The following is a 25,105-nucleotide window of genomic DNA, read 5'->3' as shown; positions in this document are numbered from 1 at the left end:
GTGCGGATCGCCGCCGCGCGGGTGATCGTGACGTGCCCGGGCCGCAACTTCGTGACGCTGAAGATCGTCACCGACGAGGGCGTGACCGGGGTCGGCGACGCCACCCTGAACGGCCGGGAGCAGGCGGTCGCCGCGTACCTCGCCGAGCACGTGGTGCCCGTGCTGCTCGGCCGGGATCCCGCCCGGATCGAGGACACCTGGCAGGCGCTCTACAAGGGCGCGTACTGGCGGCGCGGGCCGGTGACGATGAGCGCGATCGCGGCCGTGGACACCGCGCTCTGGGACATCAAGGGCAAGGTAGCCGGGCTGCCGGTGTATCAGTTGCTCGGCGGGCGCTGCCGCGAGGGCGTGACGGTGTACGGCCACGCCGCCGCCGAGACCCTCGACGACCTGCTTACCGACGTGGCCCGCCTGACCGACGCGGGCTACCGGGCCGTGCGCGTGCAGACCGCCGTGCCCGGCCTGCGCGGCACGTACGGGGTGAGCGCCGACCCGCGCACCTACGAGCCAGCCGGATCGGCGCTGCCCGCCGAGGCGGTGTGGTCGACGCCGCGCTACCTGGCGCACGTGCCGGGCGTCCTCGCCCGGGTCCGCGCCGAGTTCGGCCCCGAGCTGCGCCTGCTGCACGACGCGCACCACCGGCTGACCCCGATCGAGGCCGCCGCGCTCGGCCGCGACCTCGAGCCGTACCGGCTGACCTGGCTGGAGGATCCGGTGCCGGCGGAGCTACAGGAGGGCTACCGGCTGATCCGCGGGCACACCACCACGCCGCTGGCCGTCGGGGAGGTCTTCAACAGCATCTGGGACTGCCGGCGGCTGATCACCGAGCAGCTGATCGACTACATCCGGACCAGCGTCGTGCACGCCGGCGGGATCAGCCACCTGCGCCGCATCTTCGACCTGGCGAGCCTCTACCACGTACGCAGCGGCTCGCACGGCGCGACCGACCTGTCGCCGGTGTGCCTGGCCGCGGCGCTGCACGTCGACCTGAGCATCCCGAACTTCGGACTGCAGGAGTACATGCCGCACACCGCCGAGACCGACGCGGTGTTCCCGCACGGTTACCGCTTCGCCGACGGCTACCTGCACCCCTCGGAGGAGCCGGGCCTGGGCGTGGACATCGACGAGGAGCTGGCCGCGCGGTACCCGTACCGGCCGGCGTCGCTGCCGCTGAACCGCCTCGAGGACGGCACGCTGCACAGCTGGTGAGGCGGACTGTGTCCTGCGACAACCTGTCTCAACCCGCCGGACACGGAGCCGAAGAAGGGGGTTCCGAGCAGCGTAGTTGGGGGCAGGGCATGTTGGGTCGTCTTCGGGTAGGAGCACGCCTCGCCGTGTCGTTCAGCCTGCTCATCGCGCTGCTGGCGGTCACCGCCGGCGCCGGCTGGTGGGGCATGCACACCCAGGACCAGGTGGAGCGCGAGATCGCCGGGCTGACCGTGACCCGCGAGGCGGTGCTGCGGTTCATGTACAACGTCGGCGAGATCACCGGCTGGCAGGGCCTGGTGGTGGCCGACGCCGGCGTGATCGGCGGCGCGGCCGCGACCGCGCCGGACTCCTACAACCGGGCCGGCGTGCTGAGCACCAAGACGACCATCTACAAGGCGCTGGACGCGCTCGACGCGGCGCCGATGCCGGCCGACGAGCGCGCCGCCGCGGCGCCGCTGCGGGAGATCTGGGACGGCTTCTTCCGCACCGACGACGAGATCGTGGCGCTGCTGCGCCAGGAGACCGCGCCGGCGCGGGCCGCCGCGCTGAAGTCGATAAACGAGGGCGCCTCCAGCGACGCCTACACGGACACGATCGAGATCACCGACCGGCTCCAGGCGGCCAGCGCGGCGCGGGGCCTGGCCCTGCGCGCCGACATGGAGGACGCCCGGCGCGCGGGCAACCTCGCCCTGGCCGGCACGCTGGCCGCGGCGGTGCTGCTGGCGCTGGTCGCCGGCATGGCCGTCAGCCGCTCCATCGTCCGCCCGCTGCGCGCGGTGATGGACACCCTCGCCCGGCTCGCGGACGGCGACCTGCGGGCCCGGGTCGGCCTGCGCCGCCGCGACGAGCTGGGCGAGCTCGCGGCCGCCGTCGACCGCAGCACCTCGGCGCTCCAGACGGCGATGCGCCAGGTGCAGTCCGGCGCCGGCGCCGTCGGCGACGTCTCCGGGCAGCTGTCCAGCGTCGCGGGCCGCATGGCGACCTCGGCCGAGCGGGCGCGCCTGCGCGCCACGGAGGTGTCGGCGGAGGCCGACAACGTGCTGGGCAACCTGCGCACCGTCGTCGCGGGCAGCGGCGAGGTCCGCAGCGCGATCGCGCGGATGGCCACGAGCGCCGACGCGGCGGCCCAGGTCGCCGGCGAGGCGGTCACCGCCGCCGTGGACACCGGCCACACGATCGGCCGGCTCGGCACCTCGTCCACCGAGATCACCAACATCGTGCAAATGATCAACGGCATCGCCGGCCAGACCAACCTGCTGGCGCTCAACGCCACCATCGAGGCGGCCCGCGCCGGCGAGCAGGGCAAGGGCTTCGCGGTCGTCGCCGGCGAGGTGAAGGACCTCGCGCAGGAGACCGCGCGGGCCACCGGCGACATCACCGAGAAGGTCCGGGCCATCCAGGCCGACACCGGCTCGGCCGTCGAGGCGATCAACACGATCAGCGACGTCATCCGCCGCATCGACGGCTTCCAGGAGACCGTCAGCGCGGCCATCGACGAGCAGTCCGTCGCCTCGGCGAACATCAACGCCAGCCTCGACGAGGCGGCCGGCAGCGGCGAGCGGATCGCCGACGCCATGACCCACCTCGCGACCACCACCGAGGAGACCGCCCGGGACGTGGAGTCGGCCGGCACCGCCGCCACCGAGCTCGCGCAGGCCAGCCGCGCCCTGCACACCGCGATCGCCGAGTTCACAATCTAGGCGGCCGATCACCGAGCAGGTCGTGGCTGCCGGCCGCTGCGACGGGCAAACGTCGACGGCACGCTGCGCACCTGGTGACGGCTGTCCCATCGATCGGAGTGCCGGCCGGTTCGGCTGGGGCCGTCTGCGATCATCGGTCCGGCTCATTGGCACCTGGGGAGGTCGCATGCCGGACGACGAAGGTGGCCACTCCGGGCCGGAGACGCGGTCCACGGCGGCCGGCACGCTCGTGACGATCGGAGCGCTGCTGCTGCTGGTCGGCTGGTTCCGCGACGAGGGCGTGGGGGACCACGGGCTGTCTCCGGTCGCCGGCCGGTGGCTGGGAGTGCTCGTGGTGCTGCTGTGCGTCCTGGTCGCGTGGGCACGGCACCAGGAGTCACCCGGAACGACGACCCGCCGCCGCTGGGTGATCACCGCGCTCGCCGTGTCGGCGGCGCTGGCGGCCACCGCGTTCCATGTCGTCGACGGGCTGCGCCGCTACGGCGACGGCTACCCGGGCGTGGTGGCACCGCTCGGCGTGGCCGGCGGAGTCGCGGTCATCGCCGGACTGCTGCTCGGCGCCGTCCGGCCGGCCGAGGGGCGCTGGCGCCGGTGGAACGCCCTGCGGCTCGCCGCGGTCGCCTCCGTGTCGGCGCTGCTCGTGGCCGCGTGCGTGCCGGTGGCGCTCACCTCCGGCGGCTGGGCGGTCAGGTCGGCCACCGCGAGCGCGGTCGCCGTGCCGCCCGTGCCCGCGACGGTGTCCAGGGTCGGCTGGACCACCCCGATGCCGGGACCGGTGCGCGACGTACGCCCGGCCGGGGCGGGCGCGGTCGTGCTGCTCTCGGACGGCGTTCTCGGCGTCGACGGGTCCAGCGGCGCGATCCGCTGGTCCTACCGGCGGCTCGGCGCGCGGGCGGCCTGGATGGTGGCCAGCCCCGACGGCGGGTCGGTGGTGCTGGGAATGCTGCCGCAGCAGGATGGCGGCGCCGACACCATGCTGATCCTGGACGCCATGACCGGTGCCGTCCGGTCCACCGGCGGCTACTCCGCCGACCTGGCGAACCCCCACCAGGAAATGATCACCGACGACGTCCTGGTGGGCCAGGGGCTGTGGGACGACGACCGCGACTACCCGGCGTTCTCGCTGCGTGACGGCGGCACGGCGTGGACCTGGCGCAGGCCGGAAGGCTGTCGCGGCGAGGGGTTCCGCGCGGTGGGCGCGCTGCACCACCGGATCGTCATCTCCGCGAAGTGCGGCGCCGAGTCGAAGTTCTTCGTGCTCGACAGCGCCACCGGTCGCCAGGTCGCGGAGCACGTCGTCGCGATCACCCCGCAGGGAAGCCTGCCGCCGGAGGTGGTCATCGCGCCGGACCGGTCACTGGCGCTGCTGAAGGCCTACGAACCGGTGCGACCGGAACAGGCCGTTCAGCTGCTCGACGCCGGGAGTGACCGGATCCTGCCGATGCCGGTTCCGCTTTACCGGCTCATCGGGTACGGCCTGGCGACGGACGGCAAGATCTCGAAGCCGCCCCTGCTGCGCGATGCCCGGACCGGCGAGGTGCGCTACCAGCAGGAGATCAGCAGTTGTGCGTTCTCCGGCGTCCTGCTGGAGAGCATGGTGCTGTGCGTGCGGCGTGGCGACTACAGCTGGGTCAAGACCTTCCTCGATACCGGTAAGGCCGCCTTGACGCTCACCCCGCTCGGGACGCAACAGCCCGCCGACCTGCCGGTGGAGCTCGGGCCCCGCAATGAGCACGACACCGACCGCCCGCTGGAGCTGGTCGCGGCGAACGGTGCGGTGATCGTGTACTCCGGCATCGACGGGCGGGACGGCTCCCACGACACGCTGGTCGGGCTCCGGTAACCGGTCAGGCGTTCCAGGCGTCGATGACCCGGTTGCCGTGCTCGAAGCCGAGCGTGGACAGCGTCGCGGTGCCGAGCTTGAGCAGGCCGCCGCCGCTGGGCGGAAGGCCGATCCAGCGGGCGCCGGTCACCCGCAGCGAGTGGCCGTGCGCGATCAGGGCGACGTCGCCGCCGTCCAGGAAGGCCCGGGCCCGGTCGAGCGCCCGGTCGACGCGGGCGGCGACGTCCTGCGGCGACTCGCCGCCGGGTGCCCCGTCGGTCCACAGGGACCAGCCCGGGCGGGTCTCGTGGATGACGGCGGTGGTGATGCCCTCGTACTCGCCGTAGTTCCACTCGGCGAGGTCCTCGGTCGTCTCGGTGACGGTGAGCCCGGCCAGCTCGGCGGTGTGCAGCGCCCGGCGGCGCGGGCTGGAGATCACGGCCGCGAAGGACCGGCCCGCGAGCCGCTCGCCCGCGGCCCGCGCCTGGCGCTCGCCGTCTCCGGTCAGATCGAGATCCGTGTACGAGGTGTGCCGTCCCGCCGCGCTCCACTCGGTCTGCCCGTGCCGGATGAGCACGATCTCCCCCATGACGGTCCCCTCTCGCCTCCCGTGTAGTTCTACCGTGTCAGCCCGCCAACAGGTCCTCGAACGGCGTGGTCAGCGCGAAGGGATCCGCGACCGTGGCCGCCTGTCGGCGGTCGATCTCACGGGCGAGCTCGCCGGCCGCGCGGTCGATCCGGCCGCGCAGCTGGCCCTCGGAGCCGTCGCCGCCCCAGTCCTGGGTGGCCGCGAAGACCGAGGTCGGCACGGTGACCGCCCGCAGGTACGCGAACATCGGCCGCATGGCGTGCTCCAGCGCGAGCGAGTGCCGCTCGGTGCCGCCGGTCGCCGCGATCAGCACCGGCTTGTCGACCAGGGCGTCGCCGTCCAGCACGTCGAAGAACGACTTGAACAGCCCGCTGTAGGAGGCGTTGAAGACGGGTGTCACCGCGATCAGCGCGTCGGCGGACCGGACGGCGTCGAGCGCCTCCTCGAGCGCGGCCGGCGGGAAGCCGGTCAGCATGTGGTTCATCAGCTCGTGCGCGACGTCGCGCAGCTCGACCACGCGGACGGTCAGCCGCACGCCGAGACCGGCGGCCGCGCCCACCGCCGCCGCGGACAACCGGTCCGCGAGCAGCCGGGTGGACGACGGCCGGCCCAGGCCCGCCGAGACGACGACCAGATTGCGCTCCCTCATGCCTTCTCACCCTCCTGCTGTTCCGAACGCTGTTCCTCGCGCCGGGCCGCGGCGAGCAGCGACGCGTGGGTCGGCGCCTCGGGCACGTGCGCGGGCCGCAGCGCCGCGAACTCCTTGCGCAGCACCGGCACGACCTCCTCGCCGAGCAGGTCGAGCTGCTCCAGCACCGTCTTGAGCGGCAGGCCGGCGTGGTCCAGCAGGAAGAGCTGGCGCTGGTAGTCGCCGACGTAGTCGCGGAAGCCGAGGGTGCGGTCGATGACCTGCTGCGGGCTGCCGACCGTCAGCGGGGTCTCGCGGCTGAAGTCCTCCAGCGAGGGGCCGTGCCCGTACACGGGCGCGTTGTCGAAGTACGGGCGGAACTCCTTGACCGCGTCCTGGGAGTTGCGGCGCATGAAGACCTGCCCGCCGAGGCCGACGATCGCCTGGTCCGCGCCGCCGTGGCCGTAGTGCGCGTAGCGCTCGCGGTACAGCTCGACCATCCGCTGGGTGTGCGAGGCCGGCCAGAAGATGTGGTTGGCGAAGAAGCCGTCGCCGTAGAAGGCGGCCTGCTCGGCGATCTCGGGGCTGCGGATCGAGCCGTGCCAGACGAACGGCGGGATGCCGTCGAGCGGGCGCGGCGTCGAGGTGAACGACTGCAGCGGCGTGCGGTACTTGCCCGTCCAGTCGACGGTGTGCTCGCGCCACAGGCGGTGCAGCAGCGCGTAGTTCTCGATCGCCAGGGGTATCCCGGCGCGGATGTCCTTGCCGAACCACGGATAGACCGGGCCGGTGTTGCCCCGGCCCATCATCAGGTCGACGCGGCCGTCGGCGAGATGCTGGAGCATCGCGTAGTCCTCGGCGATCTTGACCGGGTCGTTGGTCGTGATCAGCGTCGTGGACGTCGAGAGCAGCAACCGCTCGGTCTGCCCGGCGATGTAGCCCAGCATCGTGGTGGGCGAGGACGGCACGAAGGGCTCGTTGTGGTGCTCGCCCATCGCGAAGACGTCGAGGCCGACCTCCTCCGCCTTCCTGGCGATCGCCACCATCGACTTGATCCGCGCCTGCTCGGTCGGCGCCCGCCCGTTCGTGGGGTCGGGCGTGACGTCGCCGACGGTGAAGATCCCGAATTGCATGACCGCTCCTGAGCTCCGGCCGGGCTCGATCGCCCGGACTGACCCGCACAACGTCTTTGACTCGTCAACTATTTCATAGTCAGAGAGTTGCCGGGAAGCGAGGTCCGGATCACAGCGCGGCGATCAGCGCGCCCAGGGCCGAGGCCTGGGTGCGCCAGTCCCGGGCGTTCGGGTACCCGGCGGGCGACTGGCCGTTCCAGCGCTGCCCGAGCCGGTTGAGCGGGTCCCGGTCGGCGGCCCAGATGCTGTCCGCCTGGGTACGCGCGTAGGCGCGGTAGCCCGCCACGCCCGTCGCGTCGGCCAGATCGCCCAGGTAGCGCATGAAGATGCCCTTGAACTGCTTGCCGTTGTCGTCGCAGGTGGTCGTCGGCGAGTCGCAGGACTCGGTGAGGATGCCGTTCCTGGTGAGCACCGGACTCGCCATGGCGGCGTCCGCCAGCCGCCGGGACGCGGCGAGCACGGCCGCGTCGCCGGTGGCGCGCCACACCTCGAGCGAGGCGCCGATCGCCAGCCCCTGGTTGTAGGTGTGCACTGTCTGCCCATTGTTCGCGCAGTTGCCGTTGAGGCCGTCGTTCACCAGCCCGGACGAGTTGATCATGCCGCTGGCCGCGAACCAGTTCCAGCCGGTCCGCGCCCGGTTGAGCCAGGCGGTGTCGCCGGGCAGCCGGTTGTGCAGCGCCGCGGCGAGGCGGACGTACAGGCCGGCGGTCACCGCGTTCTTGTACGTGCGCTCGCGGTCCCACCACACTCCCCCGCCGCAGGTGGAGGTGTCCCAGAAGCCGTGCACGTAGTTCGCGATCGTCACCGCCTCGTCGCGGTACTTCGCCTCGCCCGTCAGGTCGTACGCCCGCACCCAGGCCAGGCCCCACCAGGCGGCGTCGTCGATCGCCCGGCTGATGAAGTGGCCCTCGATCGGGTCGCCGCTCTTCACCCCGGCCGGAAACGCCACCCTGTTGACCTCGAAGGTGCGGTCCACGATCCACCGGTAGTCGGTGCGCCCGGTGCGCTTCATCCAGTCCATCAGCGTCGTGACGGCCACCGCCGAGTTCCACCAGCTCGACGGCCACCACGCCGTGTCCGGCCGGTACGCCCACATCAGCGCGTCGGCCGCCGCGGCCGCCCGGTCGTTCGCGGGCCGGGCCCAGGCCGTGCAGGCGCCGTTGGCACCCGTGACCGCCCGGCCGCAGGCGCGCAGCGCGCCGCCGTACAGCAGGGATCCGGGTTCGCGGGCCGCGAAGAGCGCGGTGCGCGCGGAGCTCGCGCCCGCCGGGGTCGCCGTGCGGCCGAGCGAGGATCCGCCGGGCCAGCTCGCGCCCTCGTTCCACGACCGGTCGAGCCAGATCTCGTCGCCGGCGGCGCCGTTGCCGATGGTCGCCCAGGCCATGCCGCGGCCGTCGATGTGCAGGGCTATCGTGCGCCCGCCGAGGGTCGCCGGGCCGACGGGCTGGGTGTCGCCGGAGTTGCCGGCGTCGCCGTCGCAGGCGACGTCGCAGGCGCGCGGGCGCACCCAGTCGGTGCACTGGATTCCGGCCGCGTCGCCGCAGGCCCGGATCATCCCGCGGCGGTGGCCCGCCGGGTCGGAGAGGTTGTACATCAGCGTGCGGGTGCCGGTCCAGGTGCCGGGGACGGCGGCCTTGCCGAGCAGGCCGTCCCAGGTGGCGCCGCCGTCCCAGGTCCGGTCCAGCCAGACGGCGTCGCCGGCGGCGCCGAGGTCGATGCTGCCCCAGGCCATCGCGTCGGCGGCGGAGAGGTGCAGCGAGATGCGGCGCCCGTTCTGGGTCCGGTCCGGCACGGGGAAGGTGTCCTGCCGGGCCGTCGACGGGTCCCGGGTGTCACAGGAGACCGAGCAGACGACCGGTGCCGCCGCGACGGCGGGCGCCGGCGCGGACAGCCAGGTGAGCGCGAGGGTGAGGACGAGGACGGCTCGCATCATGCTTCATATATTGATGGCCGTCGACATAATTGTGCAAGGGTTGTTAACAGATCGACGGCGCCTACCGCCCGGCCTTGCGCCGCGCGCGCAGGTAGGACAGGTGGATGAGCGACTCCGGCCAGAGGTACGCGGCGCCCGCCCAGACGTGGCCCACCACCCGGTCGCCGGCCGCGGCGAAGTGCGGCGCGGCCTCGGACCGCAGCCCCGCGTCGGTGAAGGCGCGTGCGAACAGGTTGTGCACCACCGCGTCGCCGGGGAACGGCCGGTAGGCGGGGCTGCCCGGCCCCCACGCGGCGGCCCTGCGGATCTCCTCGATCACCTCGGGCCGGCGGATGTGCCGCTGACCCGCGCCGCCCGCCCAGATCTCGAGGTGCGCCTCCGGGACCAGGCAGGCCACCGGGCTGCCCTCGGGCGCGCCGGACGCGGACTCGACCGCGAACCTCAGCATCTCCCGGTCGTCGCCGCCCCACTTGCCGCAGAGCTGCTGGAGCATGCTCGCGTGCGCGCCCAGGTGCGCCGGGCTCGCCGCGCGGGCCCGGCCGAACCGGTGCCACGCCACGTCGAGGCCGCGCCCCAGGCCCCGGTTGCAGGTGAGCAGGCCGGCCCAGGCGTCCGCGTCGCCCGGGTTCCGGTCGACCACCTCGCCGAGGCACGCCTCGGCCCGCAGCAGCCGCTCGCCGAAGGTTCGTGCCTGCCCGCCGGACACCGACGACGACCCGCCGGTGCCGCGCGCCTCCCAGGCCCAGGCGATCAGCCGGTAGCCGTACGCCAGCAGGGCCAGGGTGTCCCGGTCGGCCTGGGCGGCCCGTTCGAGCCAGATCTCGGCGCTCGGCACCCGGGCGACGACCCGGAGGTAGAAGTAGCGGGAATCGGGATCGGTCACGCCGGCCAGGAACGCCCGCACGGCCGGCCAGTCGGCGCGGCGGGCGGCCTCGCGCAGCGCGAGCGCGCCCGGGTCGCCCTCGCAGGGATCGGTGGAGACGCTCAGGTAGCGGTTGGCGAGGGCGCGGGCGCCGTCGCCGGCGATCCGGGCGACTGCACGGTCGAGCACAGAGGTTCTCACGGCGATCCACTTCAAGGCGGAGACAAGAAAACGCGGCGGACCGTACCCCCTTGATCATTTGCCCACAAGATCAACAGCGAACGACACCGCGCCTGGATCGACAGGGTCGCCGAATGCCCGACACCACCGCGACCTGGCGCACCGTCGAGGACGATGTCGTACGGGGGCGGCAACGCCTGATCTTCGTTCGCGACCGGGACCACTACGTTCTGACCACGCTCAGCGTCTACGCCGACGGCGTCGTCGACTGGCATTGGAGGTCGACCGACTTCGACGGCCTCCGTGCCGCGTTCGACGACGGCACGCCGACCCTGGCGCCGCCCGATGGCGCGAAGATCGTCGTCACCGGCGCCGCCTCCGGCCCGGCGCGGCTGGAGTCCCGGCTGACACCCGAGCTGGTGCTCGGCGACCTGGCCGACGAGCTGGACCGGCTCAACGACCGGCCGGACTCCTCCGGGCGCTGCCGGGACGCGCTGACCGCGTACGCCGCCGAGCCGAGCCGAACTTCCGCAGCAGCGGGCGCGGCGTCGCCGAGGCGCGGGAGCGCAGGGCGGCGGACGGGCCGGAGACGGCGAACGCGGTTCCGCTGTGGGTGGGCGGCACCGTCTACCCGGCCGGGTGGCCGGAGCCGCCGGGTATCGATGTGTTGCAGATCGACTATCCGGCGCCGGTCGTGCACGGCGCTCGGGAGTACCCCACCGTCATGCACGCCTACTGGGCGCTGTCCACCGGCGACCCTGCCTGGCACGACCGGATCGCCGCCGCCGAGCGCGGGATCGACGCCCCGGCCCTGGCCGAGCGGGCACCCCGGCGCGGCGACTGGCCCGCGGTCCGGCTCGGCGTGATGGCCGCGCTCCTGCGGGACAAGTTCGACCTGCATCCGGCGATGGCGCGGCGGCTGCGGGAGACCGGCGACGCCCGGCTGCTCTACCGCGACCACGGATCGCGGTACTGGAGCTCGGACGGCGCCAACTGGCTCGGGCGGCTGCTGGAGCTGGTGCGTTCGGAGCTCGCGGTGCGGTGAAACGCGAACCGCCGGCCCGGATCGGTCCGGGCCGGCGGTTCTTCGCCGTGAGGGTCAGCGACCCTGAAGGGCCTTCACGTTGTCACCGAACGTCCACGACCGGGAGCCGTCCCAGTTGATCGACCAGGTCATCAGGCCCTTGATGCCGGGGACGCTGTTGTACGCCTGGCTGACCAGTGCCGGCGTCATGTAGCCGCCGCCGGCGCCGGACTGGGCGGGAAGGCCCGGCACCTGCTTGTCGTACGGGACCCGGATGGTGGTGCCCTGGATGGTGAGTCCGTTGTTCAGGCACTGGGTCTGCACGGTGAAGCCCTGCACCGTCCCGGCCGAGTACGAGTCGCCGGAGCAGCCGTACATCGAGCCGTTGTAGTACTGCATGTTGAGCCACCAGAGGCGGCCGTTGTCCGCGTACTTCTTGATGATCGGCAGGTAGGAGCCCCAGATCGAGCCGTAGGTGACGCTGCCGCCGGTGACGTACGCGGTCTCCGGCGCCATCGTCAGGCCGAAGTTCGACGGCATCTGTGCGAGCACGCCGTCGATGATCCGGATCAGGTTGGACTGCGACGCCGACAGGGTGTTGATGTTGCCGCTGCCGGTCAGGCCGGTCTCGATGTCGATGTCGATGCCGTCGAAGTTGTACCGCTTGAGGATCGGCACGATCGTCGCCACGAACCGGTCGGCGACCGTGCTGGAGCTCAGGTCGATGCCGGCCGCCGCGCCGCCGATGGACATCAGCAGCGTCGCGCCCGCCGCCTTCGCCGAGCACATCTCGGCCGGGGTGGACACCTTCACGGTGGCATCCATGCCGTTCTCCCACAGCACCGTGCCGTCCGAGCGGATCACCGGGAACGCCGCGTTGACGACGTTGTAGCCGTGCTGCTTCAGCCGGCTGTCGTTGATCGGCACCCAGCCGAAGCCCGGGTGCACGCCGTTGCTCGAGCCGTCCCAGTTCTCCCAGTATCCGACGAGGACCTTGCCGGCCGGCCGCGACTTGACCGCGCAGGTCTCACCGCCGGGCGGGGTGGTCGGCGGCGTCGTGGGCGGGGTGGTCGGCGGCGTGGTCGGCGGTGTCGTGGGTGGAGTGGTCGGCGGGGTGGTGGGCGGCGTGGTCGGCGGGGTGGTGCCGCCCGTGCAAGCGCCGAGGTCGCGCCAGAGCGACGGGGTCGCCGCCGGGTTCCAGCCGGCGCCCGCGTACGCCGTATGAGTGACCAGCGCGGAGTAGAGCCGGCCGGCGTAGGTCACCTGGGTGCCGACGGTGTAGGTGTTGCCCTCCGCCCAGCCCGGCGCCGAGCAGACGACGGCGGCCGAGAGCGGCGCGCCGGACACCGCGGCCAGGCCGTCCGGTGCGGCGGCCACGGCGGTCGCCAGGGTCATCGCGGCGCCGGCTACCAGCGCGAATACGGTACGTCGTCTTCTCATGGCCACTCCCTGACGCATCGATGACCGCCTCGGTCCCCCACATCTTCACGTTCGTGAACTTAAATATCAAGGGTTGTTAACAGATCGACGCCGGCCGCGCGCTCATTGACGTCCGTGCGGTCGATGTGGTCCCCTCTTTCCCTTCCGTGCCAACGGAGTTACCTCATACGGGGGACGAGGTTGGCAGGCTGAGCGACAATGCAGGGAGAATGCCTGGCGGCGCGGCGCCACGAGCGGCGCCGAGGATGTCGTAAGTTGCAGGCCAGCAACATGGGCTGAACCAAGCCCCTAAACTGGAGGAAGTGGCCGTTTCGGACGCCTCCTACGACCGCGACAGCTACCACCGCCGGAGGAAATCCGTGACCCGACCCGACCCGCGTCTCGACTCCGCGATGGACATCGCGCGGCGGGTGGGCAACGCCGACTTCGACTGGGACGCCTTCGACTCGGCGGCCTACTTCGAACACAACTACGGCACCCTGCGCGGTGACGACGAGCGGATCATCGAGATCGTCGCCGACTTCTTCCACTCCGACCGGCGCACCTGGGGCGCGCGCGCCATCGACGTCGGCGCCGGCGCCAACCTCTATCCGGCGCTCACCATGCTGCCGTTCGCCGGCGAGGTGATCCTCTTCGAGCGCGCGTTCACCAACCGCGAATGGTTGCAGGACCAGATAAAGAAGCCCTGCCCGTCGTGGTGGCAGTTCTGGTCGCACATGAACGCGGGGCGCTCGGCGTACAAGCCGATCAAGGATCCGTTCGATCTGCTCAGCCGGCGGGCCAAGGTGGAGAAGGGCAACATCTTCAGCCTCAAGCCCGGCCAGTACGACATGGGCACCATGTTCTTCGTCGCGGAGTCCATCACCACCCGCAACGACGAGTTCGTCCGGGCCACACAGTCCTTCGTGAACTCGCTGGTGCCGCGGGGCTCCTTCGCGGCGGCCTTCATGCGCGACTCCTCCGGCTACCGGGTCGGCGGCCGCAGCTTCCCGGCCTGCTCGGTGGACGAGCGCGACGTCCGGCAGGCGCTCGACCCGGTGGCCACGGATGTCAGAATTCAGACAGTGGAGAGCAAGGACCTCCGCGACGGCTACTGCGGGATGATAGTGGCCACCGGCCACAAGAGGACGTAACAGACCCACGGACGGGTAGGTGACGGCGCACCGATGCAGATCCAGCCACGTCAACAACTCCTCGATATCTGGCGGACCACCGCGCGTCTCTCCTACGTCGACGGATCGTGGCAGTTCGGCGGCCGCGACGGCGCCAACTCCATCAGCGACGCCGAACAGCTGCTCGTCCTGATGGCGCCGGCGACGGAGCTACCGATCTTCCGGCTGGACAACCCCGACGCCGCCAACCGGGACGTGCTCGACGCGCTCGGCGTGCTCGGCGACGACATCCAGGTGCCGCAGCGGCTGCTCGAGGCGCTCACCGGCTACATCAAGCGCTACACGGCGCCGGACGGCACGCCGAGCTTCGCCGGCGGCACCTACTTCAGCCCCGAGGACGAGGGCGAGGAGGTCAAGACCGCGCAGCAGGAGCTGGACGTGGTCGACTCCTTCTCCATCTCCGTCACGCTGATGCTCGCCGTCGTCGGTTTCACCAAGATCTTCCGGCAGGTGGTCACCCGTCCGCGGCTGCTCGATCAGGTGAACGAGCTCGAGGAGCGGGCCAGCCAGCGGCTCACCGCCGCGATGGTCGGCCTCCTGCGCAGCTTCTCCGTCAACGTCTTCTCCGCCGACGAGCCCTACGGCCGGGAGCTGGTCCGGACCGTCAACCAGGAGCGCCGCCCGTCCCGGCAGGTCGTCGACGAGCTCCGCGAGGCGCTGCGCGAGATCAACGCCCGGCTCCGCGACGACGTCACCATCGGCTCGGGTGCCGCCGAGGGCAGCGAGCTCGACCTGCCCAACCGGCTCTTCGAGTGCGGCTGGAGCTGGGGCCTGGTCACCGACGCGCCCGAGATCGAGACGACGGCCGACGTGGGCCTGCAACGCAGCGGCATGGCACAGAACGCGCCCTATCTCTACTTCACCACCGTGGCGCTCGAGGCCATCCAGGCGCTGTCGTCCGAGCGCACCCGGCTGCTCGGCCTGCTCGACGAGGCTCAGCTCAAGCTCGCGTCCGCGCTACAGCTGCGCTTCGAGCTGACCCGGTCCTACTGGGCGACCATCGCCACCTTCGGCTCCGGCCGGTGGCCGCTGGAGGACCTGCCCTGGCGCACCACCGACGGCATCGAGTTCGACTACTTCAGCCTGCTGGTCAGCGGCATGGTCGTGCAGAACATGGTGGCCGTGCGGGCGACGAACGCGGACCTCACCCGGGTGGCCGGCGTGCTGGACGAGCTGGCGAACCGCAGCCGCATCACCCGGCGCTCGACCGCGCTGGAGACGGCGCACAACGTGCACCATCCCGGCCTGCGCTTCCCGCTGGAGGGCAGCGAGAACGTGGGCGGCCCGCAGCTGTCCTGGACGGTCGCGGACATCTCGCCGCTGCTGCTCAAGCGCACGCTCAACCTGGCGAGCCTGCTCTCCGACGGCACCTCCCGCAGCCGGCTGCTCGACCTCTCCGACGACCTGTGGAAGCACCTTCAGCAGCGGCTGATCTCCGACGGCATCCCGAACGGCATCTGGGACCAGCCGGCGGGCGCCTTCCCCCAGGTGGAGGTGAAGTACAGCGAGCCCTCCTGGTATTACACCAAGCGGGTCGTCGACTGCCTCGTCACCGCCGCCCGGGTCATCAACGAGCCCCCGCTGCGCAGCGAGCTGCTGGCAAACGTCGCCGCGGAGCTGCTGAACGAGGCCGCGCACCTCTACGACCGGGAGCGCCTCAACGGCTCCACCTACAGTGGTCAGACGCTGCGCGAGGAGCTCAAACAGATCGGCGTCGAGCTGGAGCGGGCCAGGACGGTGCGCCGCGAGCGTCCCGGCGTCGCGGTCGCCGTGACCGAGGACGTGCTGCGCCGGCTCGACCGCCTGTCGGCGGCCCGGCGCGCCGACAGCGGGCTCAGTTAGCCATGATCGTCTTTGCGACCTCCGACAAAGGTGGCACGGGACGCTCCGTCACCAGCAGCAACGTGGCATACCGCCACGCGCTCCAGGGCGGCGACTGCTGCTACCTGGACTTCGACTTCGGCTCGCCCACCTCCGGCGCGATCTTCGACCTGCCGGACGCCTTCGCCGGCGTGCCGGAGGGCGGCCTGCACAGTCACCTGACCGACGGCGCGGCCGACCCCCGCCGCATAGACGTCTGGGCCGAGTCGGAGCGCGACGTGCTGCGCGGCCGCCCGGCCGGCGCCGGGCGGCTGACGCTGCTGCCCGGCGACCGGGGCGGCGGCGAGTTCCGCTCCTCGCCCGAGATCGTCGGGCGCTGCGTCGACCTGCTGCTGCGCGCCGACGAGGAGTTCGACCTCGTCATCGTCGACCTCAGCGCCGGCCGCTCGTACGCCACCGAGATCGTGCTCGCCGCCACCGCCACCACCGCGCTGCACGGCGTGGTGGCGCGCTGGCTGGTGTTCCACCGCTGGACCCGGCAGCACATCGTCGCGGCCAGCGGCCTGGTCTACGGCAAGCACGGCATCCTGGAGACCGCGGCCGACCTGGGCCATGATCCGGTGACGGTCCGGGACACCATCCGCTTCGTGCGCACCGCCGTGCTGGACCCGGCCTCCCCCGGCCAGGCCGGCCTGCGCCCGGAGCAGCTCGCCTGGCTCGACGTCTGCAACAAGCGGCTACAGGAGCTGGCGAGCCGGCGACGGGTCGGGCGCACCACCGTGCTGGCCGAGATCCCCCTCGACCCGGTGCTCCAGTGGCAGGAGCAGCTGCTGTCCAACGACGACGTGTGGCTGCACCGCACGGCGAACCAGCGCACGGTCGACGCGTTCGACGATCTCGCCAAGAAGATCGTGGACGACTCCGCCTGGATCGGACTGTGAACGCCTACCCCGGCGTGTTCACGGAGGAGAGCGCCACGCCGGTGGTGCGGCGGGTGGCCCTGTCCCATCTCTCGATCGAACTCGGCCACCTCTACATGGACGACTTCCGCGCCGGCGAGCAGCGGCTGCGCGAACACTTCCGGCGGGTGCTGCCCTGGGTGCGTACCGCGGAGCAGGCGTGTGCCGACGAGGTGAGCGGCGGCCGGCCGCGGGTGAGCACCTGCTTCCTGGTCGACGACTACTTCACCCGGTTCGGCACCCCGGCCGAGGTCGTGCGCGCGCTGGTCGACGCCGCGCAGGACACCGGCCTCACGATCGACTACGTGGCCCGGGAGTCGGGCTGCGCGACGGCCGACGGCGTCGACCTGGCGACCCTGGTGCGCCAGCACCTGGTGGCCGAGCCGCCCGAGGGTGACAACGGCGGCCGGCCCGCGACGGCGGTCAGCGGCTGGCTGAGCAACGGCGAACGCGCCGGCACCGGCGCCGCGGCCGCCATGGCGGCGCCGCGCCCCTGGCAGCCGCCGCGGCAGAGCGCCGTGCAGAACCACTCGATCTTCGTGGACATCGAGCTGTGGAACGGCCCCGCCGGCAAGGTGCTCTGGTCGTGCCCGTTCCTCGCCGCCGTCTGGCAGTTGCAGCGGCTCGGCCTGATCCGGCATCTCGGCGAGCCGGTGGCCGAGCCGCGGCCGGGCACCGCGGACGACGTGGCCGACGACTGGGACCGGATGCCCGCGGTGGTGCAGCTCAATCCCCGGGCCGCGCCGTTCCGCGCGTACCGGACCTTCTCCGCGCTCGACGCGCGGTTCCTGCCGATCGAGCTGGCCGTGCGCACCATCCTGGGTCAGGTGGCGGTCGACGCCGCAGTCTCGGCGCAGGTGCGCGGGCGTGCCGAGGGCGAGGGGCTCACCCTGCCGGCCGAGGTGGTCGACCGGATCCGCTACGCGTTCCTGTAGTGCAGCGGCGGCTCGTGCGTGCCGTCGATGGCGCGGGAGACCTCCCACAGCTCCCGGAAGAGCCGCGCGCACTCCTTGACCCGCGAGTCGGTCAGCACCAGGCGGGTCTCGGCGATCTGGGCGTGCTGCGGGTCGGCGGTGGTCGGGTTCGTCTCGTACGCCAGGGTGTCGTCGAAGACGATCATGTCGCGCACCTGTACCTGTAGCGGCGGCGGCACGGCGCCGCGGTCGAGCAGCCGCACGTCGATGCTCATCCGGCGCTGCTCCTCGCAGGCCTGCCGCACCGCCGGGTCGTCGGCCATCTCGGGCGAGTCGAGCACGAAGATCCGCCGGACCCGCTTGCCGTTGCCGGCGGCCCGGCGCTGCGCGTCGAGGTAGCGCTGGCCGATCTCGCTGTGCCACAGGCCGTGGTCGACCGCCGAGAGGCTGATCGCGTCGATGCTGCTCGTGGCGTTGCGGGTCAGGCCGAGCAGCCAGTCGCGGTCCTCGCCGTAGTAGGTGACCGTGCCGCCCTCGGAGAGCTGCTTGAGGAACTCCGACGTCTCTTTGATCTTGGCCTGGACGAAGTGGTAGACGATCGGCGGCGACGTCGGCGAGATCTGGGTCGAGTTGCGCACCAGCTGGGTGACCAGGTCGGTCTGTAGCGCGGACGCCTCGATCAGCCCGAACAGCTCGGTGGCCTCGCTGATCTCGGAGAAGACGTCGCCGACCATCGTCTTCATCTCGGCCATGCCGTCCTTCTCGAGCTTCTCCACCGCCGCGAGCCGCTTCTCGAAGTCGATCAGGAAGCGCACGATCAGCGCGATGCCACCGATCAGGATGGACAGCGTGATCTGCACGGACTGCGGCTGGTCGAGGGCGTTGGTGATCAGGAAGGTGAGCCCGCCGGTGACGACCGCGAGCAGCGCCTTACGGGTGACGCTCGTCTGGTCGGACGCGCTCGCGCCGAGGGACATCATCGGTTGCCCGCCGCTGCCAGCGCCGCCACCGCGCCGACCGAGAGCTGGTCCCGGATCCGGTGCACGAGGGTGTCCCACTGCCGGCTGAAGCCGGGGCGCCGTTCGAGCACCTCCCACACGTCCGCGGTCAGCTCGTCGCCGCGCGCGCCGGGCATCCAGAGGTGCAGGAGGTAGTCGATGGCGGGCAGCAACCGCTCCAGGGCCTGCTGGCGGGGGATGGTGCCGATGGCGCTCTTGCCGATGATCTCCAGCAGCGCACTCAGGAGCCAGTCGTGCATCGCGACGTCCTCGCAGACGGCGGCGAGTTCGGCCGCCGCGACACCCGGGACGGTCAGCCGCAGCACCCGCAGGTCGCCGCCGCCGACGGAGAAACCGACCCGGGTCGCGCCCGGCTCCGCCTCCTCCTCCACCCGGGCCACCCAGCGCAGCCGCGTCCGCGGCGATCTGAGCCGCACCGCGCCCCGGGCGGCGACCGCCCGCTGCACCCGGTCCGCCGCCCGGCCGGCCATCGCGCCGAGGTCCAGCGCGGCGCCGGGCCGCTCCGGCGCCGCCAGCGCGGCCGCCGTCTCGTCCCAGCGGGTCCGGCCGAGCGTCTCGATGACGCCCGGGCGGGTCAGGTAGTGCGACCACGGCTGCCGGGCCCCGCCGGCGCCGCGGACGATGGACGCGTACGCGGAACCCTGCACGACGTGCCCGCCGGTGATCGCGGCCCGTTGCAGCGCCGTGCCGACGCCCCGCACCTGGCGGGCGGGGCCGGCCGCGCCCAGCCCGCAGTCCACCCCGACGGGTATCTCGGGCGAGCGTACGTAGGCGATCGGCCGCTCCGAGACCAGCACAGGCTCGCCGACCACCAGGTCGACGAGGTGCCGGGCCTGGTCGGACGTCACCGGATCCGGTCCACGCAGGAGTCCGGTGTGCACCTCACCGGCGATCAGCATCGGCCCCCCATGCTCGGCGGTGCGATCCGGGGAGACGCGCACGCGCAAGGGTCAGCGGTGACCGATGACTCCCCAGCGGCGCGGCCCCGTGCCGCGCGTGTCGCCAGCCAGTCGATTGCACCGCATTCGATCGCGGAATGCAACACGCTCAGTATTTGGAGCCGAACGCACCGTTGCTAGCATTCCCTCGGGGCTCCGACAACCCGCGGGCGCCAAAGTCCGCAGCCGTCGTATATTTATGTCCTTCGACGTGATTACGGCGAACGCACGGTTAGCGTCGGACGATGACCTCTGCCCGACCCGATGTCGTAGTCATCGGCGCCGGCGTATCAGGCCTGACCACGGCCGTCCGGCTCGCCGAGGAGGGATTGCGCGTCCTGATCCGGGCGCGCGGCAGACCCGAGCGGACCACCTCGGCGGCCGCCGGCGCGATCTGGGACCCCATCTACGCCAACCATCCGCTGGTGCCACAGTGGAGCGCCCGCGCCTACGACGTGTTCCGCGACCTGGCGGAGGCGGGGCTCCCGCACGTGCGGCTGGTGGACGGCGTCGAGGCCTCCCGGACGCCGATCCCGTCGCCGGACTGGGCGCACCACCTGCCCGGCTACCGCGAGTGCGACCCCGGCGAGCTGCCGAGCGGGTTCGTCAGCGGCTGGCACTACATCGCGCCGATCATCGACATGCCGCCCTACCTGAGCTACCTGGAGCGGCGCCTGAAGGCGGCCGGCGGGCGGCTGACGATCGCCGAGGTGCGCAGCCTGAGCGAGACGCCGGGGCCCGTCGTGGTCAACTGCACCGGCATCGGTGCCCGGCAGCTGGTGCCGGATCCCGAGGTGGAACCCATCCGCGGGCAGCTGGTGGCCGTCCGCAATCCCGGGGTCACCGAGTTCTTCGCCGAGCACACCGCACAGCTCGACGAGATGACCTACCTGCTGCCGCAGGGCGAGATCCTGCTGCTCGGCGGCAGCGCCGAGAAGGGCCAGTTCGATCCGGAGCCCGACCTCGCCGTGGCCAAGGGGATCATCGAACGCTGCGCCGGCATCGTGCCGGCGATCGCCACCGCGCGGGTGCTCGGGCACCGCACCGGGATCCGCCCCGACCGCCCCCAGATCCGGCTGGAGCACGAGAACCTGGGCGGCCGGCACCTGGTGCACAACTACGGGCACAGCGGCGCGGGGGTCAGCCTCTCCTGGGGCTGCGCCGACAGCGTGCTGGAACTCGTCCGCGCCCTGATCTAGCTCTGCGGCCAGCGGATCCGCGGGGGCAGCCCGACGAACGCCGAATACGGCAGCAGCGCCGCCTCCGCCTGCTCGCGCTCGGCGGCTCCGAGCGGCACCAGCGGGAACACGTCGATGGTGACCGCCTTCGCGCCGAGGGTGCGCTTCCAGGTGCCGACCACCCGCCCGTCGCGCACGATCGTGGACTGGAACACCCCGTTGCCGCCCGGCACGACCGCCTGCAGGTGCGCGTCGTCCATCATCAGGCCGCGGTCCTTGTAGCCCAGCATGTATTCGTCGAAGCCCGGCAGCGCCGTCCACCCCCCGGCCGGCGGCGCCGCGGGGGCGTCCAGCAGCTCCGGCGCGACGAGCATCTCGGTGCCGTCGACCCGGACCGTCGTCAGGGCATCACCCGCCGCGGCGACGCCGGCCTTCACGTCCGTCATCGTCAGGCCGGTCCAGCGCGCCAGGTCCGCCCGGGTGGCCGGGCCGTGGCCGCGGAAGAAGCGGAGCGCGATGATGCCCAGCGCCTCCTCGCGCGAGGGCCTGTTGGGCTCGGGGACCCACTCGTCCAGCAGCACGAACGTCTGCTCCTTGCCGACGTGCGGCGCGATGCAGGTGACGCCCTTCTGGCTCGCGTACCACATGAGGTGGTAGCCCTTCTGGCCGGCGAGCTCGATGCCCGCGTCGGCCAGGGCGGTAAGGCACTCGGCGCGGGTGAGCCGGCGGCCCTTGAGGACGGTCGCGAGGACCTCGACGCCGCGGTCGGCGTCCCGCTCCTCCAGGCCGATGACCGCGCGGCGTTTCGCCGCGCCGGCCAGCATGCGCACGCCGGTCAGCTCGAGCATCCAGTGCGCGTCGGCCGGCGGGACCAGGTGGACGGTGCCGCGCATCGGCCAGGTGCGGATCGCCTCGCGGCGCTCCAGCGCCGCGTTCACGTCGTCGAGGGTGAACGCGGGCAGCCGCACGCCCAGCGACCACAGGCCGCTCGCCATGTCCTGCGCCTGCATCGCGCCGAACCACTCCACGACGCCGGCCACGGAGTCCGGGCCGGCGCCGGGCCCCAGCAGCAGGCTGCGCATCCGCAGGGCCAGCGCCTGCGCGTCGGTCAGTTCCACCTCGGCAGCCTATGCCGGGGCACCGACAAGTTTGGGGTGGCCCGGGTGGGCCACCCCATCGGATCCGAGGATCAGCGGCCCCGCTGCGCGCGGTACCGGGCGATCAGGGCGTCCGTCGACGAGTCGCCCGACGCCGCCGGAGCCTCGGCGGCGGTGAGCAGCGGCGCGAGCTGGTTGGCCATGACCTTGCCCAGCTCGACGCCCCACTGGTCGAACGGGTTGATCTCCCAGATCACGCCCTGGGTGAACGTGATGTGCTCGTACAGGGCGATGAGCTGGCCCAGCACGCCCGGGGTGAGCTTCTCGGCCAGGATCGTGGTGGTCGGGTGGTTGCCCGGCATCACCTTGTGCGCCACGATCGCCGCCGCGACGCCCTCGGCCTCGATCTGCTCGGCGGTGCGGCCGAAGGCCAGCGCGCCGGTCTGGGCGAAGAAGTTCGACATGAACAGGTCGTGCATCTCGCCGGTGTCGTGGTTGGGCACGCTGAAGCCGATGAAGTCCGCCGGGATCAGCTTCGTGCCCTGGTGGATCAGCTGGTAGAAGGCGTGCTGGCCGTTGGTGCCCGGCTCGCCCCAGAAGACCTCGCCGGTCTGGTAGTCCACGGCCGCGCCGTCCAGGCGCACCCGCTTGCCGTTGCTCTCCATGGTGAGCTGCTGGAGGTAGGCGGCGAAGCGGTGCAGGTACTGCGAGTACGGCAGCACCGCGTGCGACTGCGCGCCGAGGAACGTGTCGTACCAGACGTTCAGCAGGCCCATCAGCACCGGCACGTTCTGCTCCAGCGGCGCGGTGCGGTAGTGCTCGTCGACGGCGTGGTAGCCCGCCAGCAGCTCGCCGAACCGCTGCCGGCCGATCGCGAGCATCACCGAGAGGCCGACCGCGGACGGCAGCGAGTAGCGGCCGCCGACCCAGTCCCAGAAGCCGAACATGTTCTCGGTGTCGATGCCGAAGTCGGCCACCCGCTGCGCGTTCGTGCTGACCGCGACGAAGTGCCGGGCCACCGCGGAGGCGTCGCCGCCCAGGCCGGCCAGCAGCCAGTTGCGCGCCTCGGTGGCGTTGGTCAGCGTCTCCTGGGTGCCGAACGTCTTCGAGACGACCACGAACAGCGTCGACGCCGGGTCGAGGTCGTGCGTCTTCTCGTACAGGTCCGTCGGGTCGATGTTGGAGATGAAGCGGCAGGTCAGACCCGGATCCGCGTACGCCTTGAGCGCCTCGTACGCCATCACCGGCCCGAGGTCGGACCCGCCGATGCCGATGTTGACGATCGTCCTGATGCGCTCGCCGGTGGCGCCGCGCCACTCGCCGGAGCGGACCCGGTCGGTGAATTCACCCATCCGGTCGAGGACCTCGTGCACGTCGTGGACGATGTCCTGCCCGTCGACCACGAGGGCGGCGTCGCGCGGCAGCCGCAGCGCCGTGTGCAGCACCGCCCGGTCCTCGGTGACGTTGATGTGCTCGCCCGAGAACATCGCCTCGATGCGCTCACGCAGCCGGGCCCGCTCCGCGAGGGCGAACAGGGCGGCGAGCACCTCGTCGGTGACCAGGTTCTTGCTGTAGTCCACGTGGAGGTCCGCCACCGATGCGGTGAGCCGCTCGCCGCGCCGCGGATCGCTGTCGAACAGCTCGCGCAGGTGCACGCCGGAGAACTTCTCGGCGTGCCCCTGCACTGCCTGCCATTCGGCGCTGTCGGAAACGTGTTCGCTCATTGCCTTGACTCCCGCCTGGACCTGAGATTCCGCGTTCATCGTGGCACGGATCGAATTCGCCCGCCGCCGGGACACCTCAGGCGGTGGCCGCCGCGGCGCTGCGGCCGGCGACACGGCCGGAGAAGAGGCAGCCGCCCAGGAAGGTGCCCTCCAGCGCGTTGTAGCCGTGCATGCCGCCGCCGCCGAACCCGGCGACCTCGCCGGCGGCGTAGAGGCCGGGCAGCGGCTCGCCCGCGTCGGTGAGCACGCGGGCGGAGAGGTCGGTGTGCAGGCCGCCGAGGGTCTTGCGGGTGAGGATGTTCAGGCGGACGGCGATCAGCGGGCCCGCGGCGGGGTCGAGCAGGCGGTGCGGCGTGGCGACCCGGATCAGCTTGTCGCCCCGGTACCGGCGCGCCCCGTGTATGGCCGTGACCTGGGCGTCCTTGCTGAACGGGTTGGCCATCTCGCGGTCGCGGGACTCGACCGTCCGGCGTACCGAATCGAGGTCGAGCTGCGGGCCGCCCTCCTGCGCGGCCAGCTTGTTCATGCCGGCCACCAGCTCGGGCAGGTTTGGCGCGACGACGAAGTCCGCGCCGTTGCGCTTGAAGGCCTCCACCGGCGGCGTGGCCCCCGGCCGGACCCGGCCCAGCACCTGGCGGATGCTCTTGTTCGTCAGGTCCGGGTTCTGCTCGGAGCCCGACAGGGCGAACTCCTTCTCGATGATCTTCTGGGTGAGCACGAACCAGCTGTAGTCGTAGCCGGTCGACATCAGGTGCTTGAGCGTCCCGAGCGTGTCGAAGCCGGGGAAGAGCGGCGCCGGCAGCCGCCGGCCGGTGGCGTCCAGCCACAGCGACGACGGGCCGGGCAGGATCCGGATGCCGTGGCCGGGCCAGATCGGGTCCCAGTTGCGCAGGCCCTCGGTGTAGTGCCACATCCGGTCCGGGTTGATGATCTGGCCACCGGCGGCCTCGGTGATGCCGAGCATCCGGCCGTCGACGTGTGCGGGCACGCCGGAGACCATCCGCTTCGGCGGCGTGCCCAGGCGCTCCGGCCAGGCCGCCCGGACCAGGTCGTGGTCGCCGCCGATGCCGCCCGAGGTGACGATCACCGCCTGCGCCGCGTACTCGAAGTCGCCGGTCTCCTCCCGCGAGCTGGACTCGCCGCGGCGGATGTCGCTGGCCACCAGGGTGCGCCCCCGCACCCCGGTGACCACGCCGCCGGTCTTGACCAGGCCGTCGACGCGGTGCCGGAAACCGAACGTCACCAGACCCTTCTCGGCGGCGGCCCGGACCCGGCGCTCGAACGGCTCGACCAGGCCGGGGCCGGTGCCCCAGGTCAGGTGGAAGCGCGGCACGGAGTTGCCGTGGCCGTCCGCGGCGCCCCCGCCGCGCTCGGCCCAGCCCACCACCGGGAACAGCCGGTGGCCCATGGCGTGCAGCCAGGACCGCTTCTCGCCGGCCGCGAACTGCACGTAGGCCTCGGCCCACTTGCGCGGCCAGTGGTCCTCGTCGCGGTCGAAGGCGGCGCTGCCGAGCCAGTCCTGCCAGGCCAGGTCGGCGCTGTCGCGCACGCCCATCCGGCGCTGCTCGGGCGTGTCGACCAGGAAGAGCCCGCCGAACGACCAGAACGCCTGCCCGCCGAGGCTCTGCTCGGGCTCCTGGTCGAGCAGGAGCACCTTTCGTCCGGCGTCGGCCAGTTCGGCTGTCGCGGCCAGGCCGGCAAGGCCCGCGCCCACGACGATCACATCTGCGTCCATGCCCCTACGCTAGGCATGATCATGCCAA

20 protein-coding genes and 1 pseudogene are annotated in these 25,105 nt (G+C 72.2%); 10 read left to right on the top strand and 11 right to left on the bottom strand.

The window, feature by feature from the left end:
• The 3 genes from manD (at position 1) to BJ971_RS15890 (ending at position 4,752) form a co-directional block, all read left to right on the top strand.
• A complete protein-coding gene (gene manD / locus BJ971_RS15900) occupies positions 1-1,209 on the top strand; it encodes a D-mannonate dehydratase ManD (RefSeq protein ID WP_184993864.1) in 1,209 nt (402 codons plus the stop codon).
• Between the two features lie 125 nt (positions 1,210-1,334).
• Complete coding sequence (locus tag BJ971_RS42150) at positions 1,335-2,909, top strand: methyl-accepting chemotaxis protein (RefSeq protein WP_184993862.1); 1,575 nt, start codon at positions 1,335-1,337, stop codon at positions 2,907-2,909.
• Between the two features lie 166 nt (positions 2,910-3,075).
• On the top strand, positions 3,076-4,752 hold the full coding sequence (locus BJ971_RS15890; RefSeq protein WP_184993860.1) for a PQQ-binding-like beta-propeller repeat protein: 1,677 nt from the start codon (positions 3,076-3,078) through the stop codon (positions 4,750-4,752).
• 4 nt (positions 4,753-4,756) lie between these two features.
• Here the strand turns inward: BJ971_RS15890 and BJ971_RS15885 are convergent, their stop codons facing one another.
• The 5 genes from BJ971_RS15885 to BJ971_RS15865 form a co-directional block, all read right to left on the bottom strand.
• Positions 4,757-5,320 (bottom strand): histidine phosphatase family protein, encoded by a 564-nt coding sequence (locus tag BJ971_RS15885; protein WP_184993858.1) that lies wholly within the window; start codon positions 5,318-5,320, stop codon positions 4,757-4,759.
• A 37-nt stretch (positions 5,321-5,357) separates the two neighbouring features.
• Entirely contained in the window at positions 5,358-5,969 is a 612-nt protein-coding gene (locus tag BJ971_RS15880) for an FMN reductase (RefSeq protein WP_184993856.1), read from the bottom strand.
• Positions 5,966-7,081, bottom strand: coding sequence for an LLM class flavin-dependent oxidoreductase (locus BJ971_RS15875; protein WP_184993854.1), 1,116 nt, complete (start codon positions 7,079-7,081; stop codon positions 5,966-5,968). Before BJ971_RS15875 ends, BJ971_RS15880 begins: the two co-directional genes overlap by 4 nt.
• Positions 7,082-7,190: 109 nt before the next feature.
• Positions 7,191-9,014, bottom strand: coding sequence for a glycoside hydrolase family 76 protein (locus BJ971_RS15870; protein ID WP_203709146.1), 1,824 nt, complete (start codon positions 9,012-9,014; stop codon positions 7,191-7,193).
• Positions 9,015-9,075: 61 nt separating this feature from the next.
• Complete coding sequence (locus BJ971_RS15865; RefSeq protein ID WP_184993852.1) at positions 9,076-10,077, bottom strand: hypothetical protein; 1,002 nt, start codon at positions 10,075-10,077, stop codon at positions 9,076-9,078.
• A gap of 113 nt (positions 10,078-10,190) precedes the next feature.
• Here BJ971_RS15865 and BJ971_RS42665 point away from each other — a divergent pair.
• Both BJ971_RS42665 and BJ971_RS15860 read left to right on the top strand, forming a co-directional pair.
• Positions 10,191-10,511: pseudogene (locus BJ971_RS42665) on the top strand (DUF7638 domain-containing protein); the annotation flags it as partial.
• Between the two features lie 158 nt (positions 10,512-10,669).
• Complete coding sequence (locus BJ971_RS15860; protein WP_184993850.1) at positions 10,670-11,101, top strand: NADAR family protein; 432 nt, start codon at positions 10,670-10,672, stop codon at positions 11,099-11,101.
• Between the two features lie 54 nt (positions 11,102-11,155).
• Here the strand turns inward: BJ971_RS15860 and BJ971_RS15855 are convergent, their stop codons facing one another.
• Complete coding sequence (locus BJ971_RS15855; RefSeq protein ID WP_184993848.1) at positions 11,156-12,520, bottom strand: carbohydrate-binding protein; 1,365 nt, start codon at positions 12,518-12,520, stop codon at positions 11,156-11,158.
• 302 nt (positions 12,521-12,822) lie between these two features.
• Between BJ971_RS15855 and BJ971_RS15850 the strand changes: the two genes are divergently transcribed.
• The 4 genes from BJ971_RS15850 to BJ971_RS15835 are packed head-to-tail and all read left to right on the top strand — an operon-like array spanning position 12,823 to position 17,407.
• Entirely contained in the window at positions 12,823-13,653 is an 831-nt protein-coding gene (locus BJ971_RS15850) for an SCO2525 family SAM-dependent methyltransferase (protein ID WP_184993846.1), read from the top strand.
• 33 nt (positions 13,654-13,686) lie between these two features.
• Positions 13,687-15,534: an SCO2524 family protein gene (locus BJ971_RS15845; protein ID WP_184993844.1), complete on the top strand. Its 1,848-nt coding sequence runs from the start codon at positions 13,687-13,689 to the stop codon at positions 15,532-15,534.
• Between the two features lie 2 nt (positions 15,535-15,536).
• The gene (locus BJ971_RS15840) at positions 15,537-16,454 is read left to right on the top strand and encodes an SCO2523 family variant P-loop protein (RefSeq protein ID WP_184993842.1); all 918 of its coding nucleotides are present in this window, start codon (positions 15,537-15,539) and stop codon (positions 16,452-16,454) included.
• Complete coding sequence (locus tag BJ971_RS15835) at positions 16,451-17,407, top strand: SCO2522 family protein (RefSeq protein WP_203709147.1); 957 nt, start codon at positions 16,451-16,453, stop codon at positions 17,405-17,407. Before BJ971_RS15840 ends, BJ971_RS15835 begins: the two co-directional genes overlap by 4 nt.
• On the opposite strand, the gene BJ971_RS15830 is transcribed toward BJ971_RS15835, so the two are convergent.
• Positions 17,392-18,366 carry a DUF6879 family protein gene (locus tag BJ971_RS15830; protein WP_184993840.1) on the bottom strand — a complete coding sequence of 325 codons (975 nt, stop codon included), beginning with the start codon at positions 18,364-18,366 and terminating at the stop codon, positions 17,392-17,394. The two genes, BJ971_RS15835 and BJ971_RS15830, sit on opposite strands and share 16 nt — an antisense overlap.
• On the bottom strand, positions 18,363-19,304 hold the full coding sequence (locus tag BJ971_RS15825) for an SCO2521 family protein (protein ID WP_184993838.1): 942 nt from the start codon (positions 19,302-19,304) through the stop codon (positions 18,363-18,365). The genes BJ971_RS15830 and BJ971_RS15825 overlap by 4 nt, the downstream gene beginning before the upstream one ends.
• A 284-nt stretch (positions 19,305-19,588) precedes the next feature.
• On the opposite strand from BJ971_RS15825, the gene BJ971_RS15820 reads away from it, so the two are divergent.
• A complete protein-coding gene (locus BJ971_RS15820; protein WP_184993836.1) occupies positions 19,589-20,542 on the top strand; it encodes an FAD-dependent oxidoreductase in 954 nt (317 codons plus the stop codon).
• Here BJ971_RS15820 and BJ971_RS15815 read toward each other — a convergent pair.
• From BJ971_RS15815 to BJ971_RS15805, 3 genes are all read right to left on the bottom strand, one after another.
• Complete coding sequence (locus BJ971_RS15815; protein WP_307837352.1) at positions 20,539-21,639, bottom strand: winged helix DNA-binding domain-containing protein; 1,101 nt, start codon at positions 21,637-21,639, stop codon at positions 20,539-20,541. The genes BJ971_RS15820 and BJ971_RS15815 overlap by 4 nt on opposite strands.
• Positions 21,640-21,710: 71 nt before the next feature.
• Positions 21,711-23,342 carry a glucose-6-phosphate isomerase gene (gene pgi, locus BJ971_RS15810; RefSeq protein WP_184993834.1) on the bottom strand — a complete coding sequence of 544 codons (1,632 nt, stop codon included), beginning with the start codon at positions 23,340-23,342 and terminating at the stop codon, positions 21,711-21,713.
• Positions 23,343-23,418: 76 nt separating this feature from the next.
• Positions 23,419-25,077 (bottom strand): FAD-binding dehydrogenase, encoded by a 1,659-nt coding sequence (locus BJ971_RS15805; protein ID WP_184993832.1) that lies wholly within the window; start codon positions 25,075-25,077, stop codon positions 23,419-23,421.
• Positions 25,078-25,105: the final 28 nt, after the last annotated feature.

This window comes from Amorphoplanes digitatis (assembly GCF_014205335.1).
Taxonomy (GTDB): Bacteria; Actinomycetota; Actinomycetes; order Mycobacteriales; family Micromonosporaceae; genus Actinoplanes; species Actinoplanes digitatus.
The sequence above is the reverse complement of the archived record's forward strand: the minus strand, read 5'-3'. Positions and strand labels throughout refer to the sequence as shown.

Excerpts from the sequence above, each read along its gene's own strand:
- BJ971_RS15885 (WP_184993858.1), bottom strand. The coding sequence starts at position 5,320 with ATGGGGGAGATCGTGCTCATCCGGCACGGGCAGACCGAGTGGAGCGCG.
- BJ971_RS15805 (WP_184993832.1), bottom strand. The coding sequence starts at position 25,077 with ATGGACGCAGATGTGATCGTCGTGGGCGCGGGCCTTGCCGGCCTGGCC.
- BJ971_RS15830 (WP_184993840.1), bottom strand. The coding sequence starts at position 18,366 with ATGATGTCCCTCGGCGCGAGCGCGTCCGACCAGACGAGCGTCACCCGT.
- BJ971_RS15840 (WP_184993842.1), top strand. The coding sequence starts at position 15,537 with ATGATCGTCTTTGCGACCTCCGACAAAGGTGGCACGGGACGCTCCGTC.
- BJ971_RS15870 (WP_203709146.1), bottom strand. The coding sequence starts at position 9,014 with ATGATGCGAGCCGTCCTCGTCCTCACCCTCGCGCTCACCTGGCTGTCC.
- BJ971_RS15890 (WP_184993860.1), top strand. The coding sequence starts at position 3,076 with ATGCCGGACGACGAAGGTGGCCACTCCGGGCCGGAGACGCGGTCCACG.
- BJ971_RS15855 (WP_184993848.1), bottom strand. The coding sequence starts at position 12,520 with ATGAGAAGACGACGTACCGTATTCGCGCTGGTAGCCGGCGCCGCGATG.
- BJ971_RS15820 (WP_184993836.1), top strand. The coding sequence starts at position 19,589 with ATGACCTCTGCCCGACCCGATGTCGTAGTCATCGGCGCCGGCGTATCA.
- BJ971_RS15880 (WP_184993856.1), bottom strand. The coding sequence starts at position 5,969 with ATGAGGGAGCGCAATCTGGTCGTCGTCTCGGCGGGCCTGGGCCGGCCG.
- BJ971_RS15825 (WP_184993838.1), bottom strand. The coding sequence starts at position 19,304 with ATGCTGATCGCCGGTGAGGTGCACACCGGACTCCTGCGTGGACCGGAT.
- BJ971_RS15845 (WP_184993844.1), top strand. The coding sequence starts at position 13,687 with ATGCAGATCCAGCCACGTCAACAACTCCTCGATATCTGGCGGACCACC.
- pgi (WP_184993834.1), bottom strand. The coding sequence starts at position 23,342 with ATGAGCGAACACGTTTCCGACAGCGCCGAATGGCAGGCAGTGCAGGGG.
- BJ971_RS15875 (WP_184993854.1), bottom strand. The coding sequence starts at position 7,081 with ATGCAATTCGGGATCTTCACCGTCGGCGACGTCACGCCCGACCCCACG.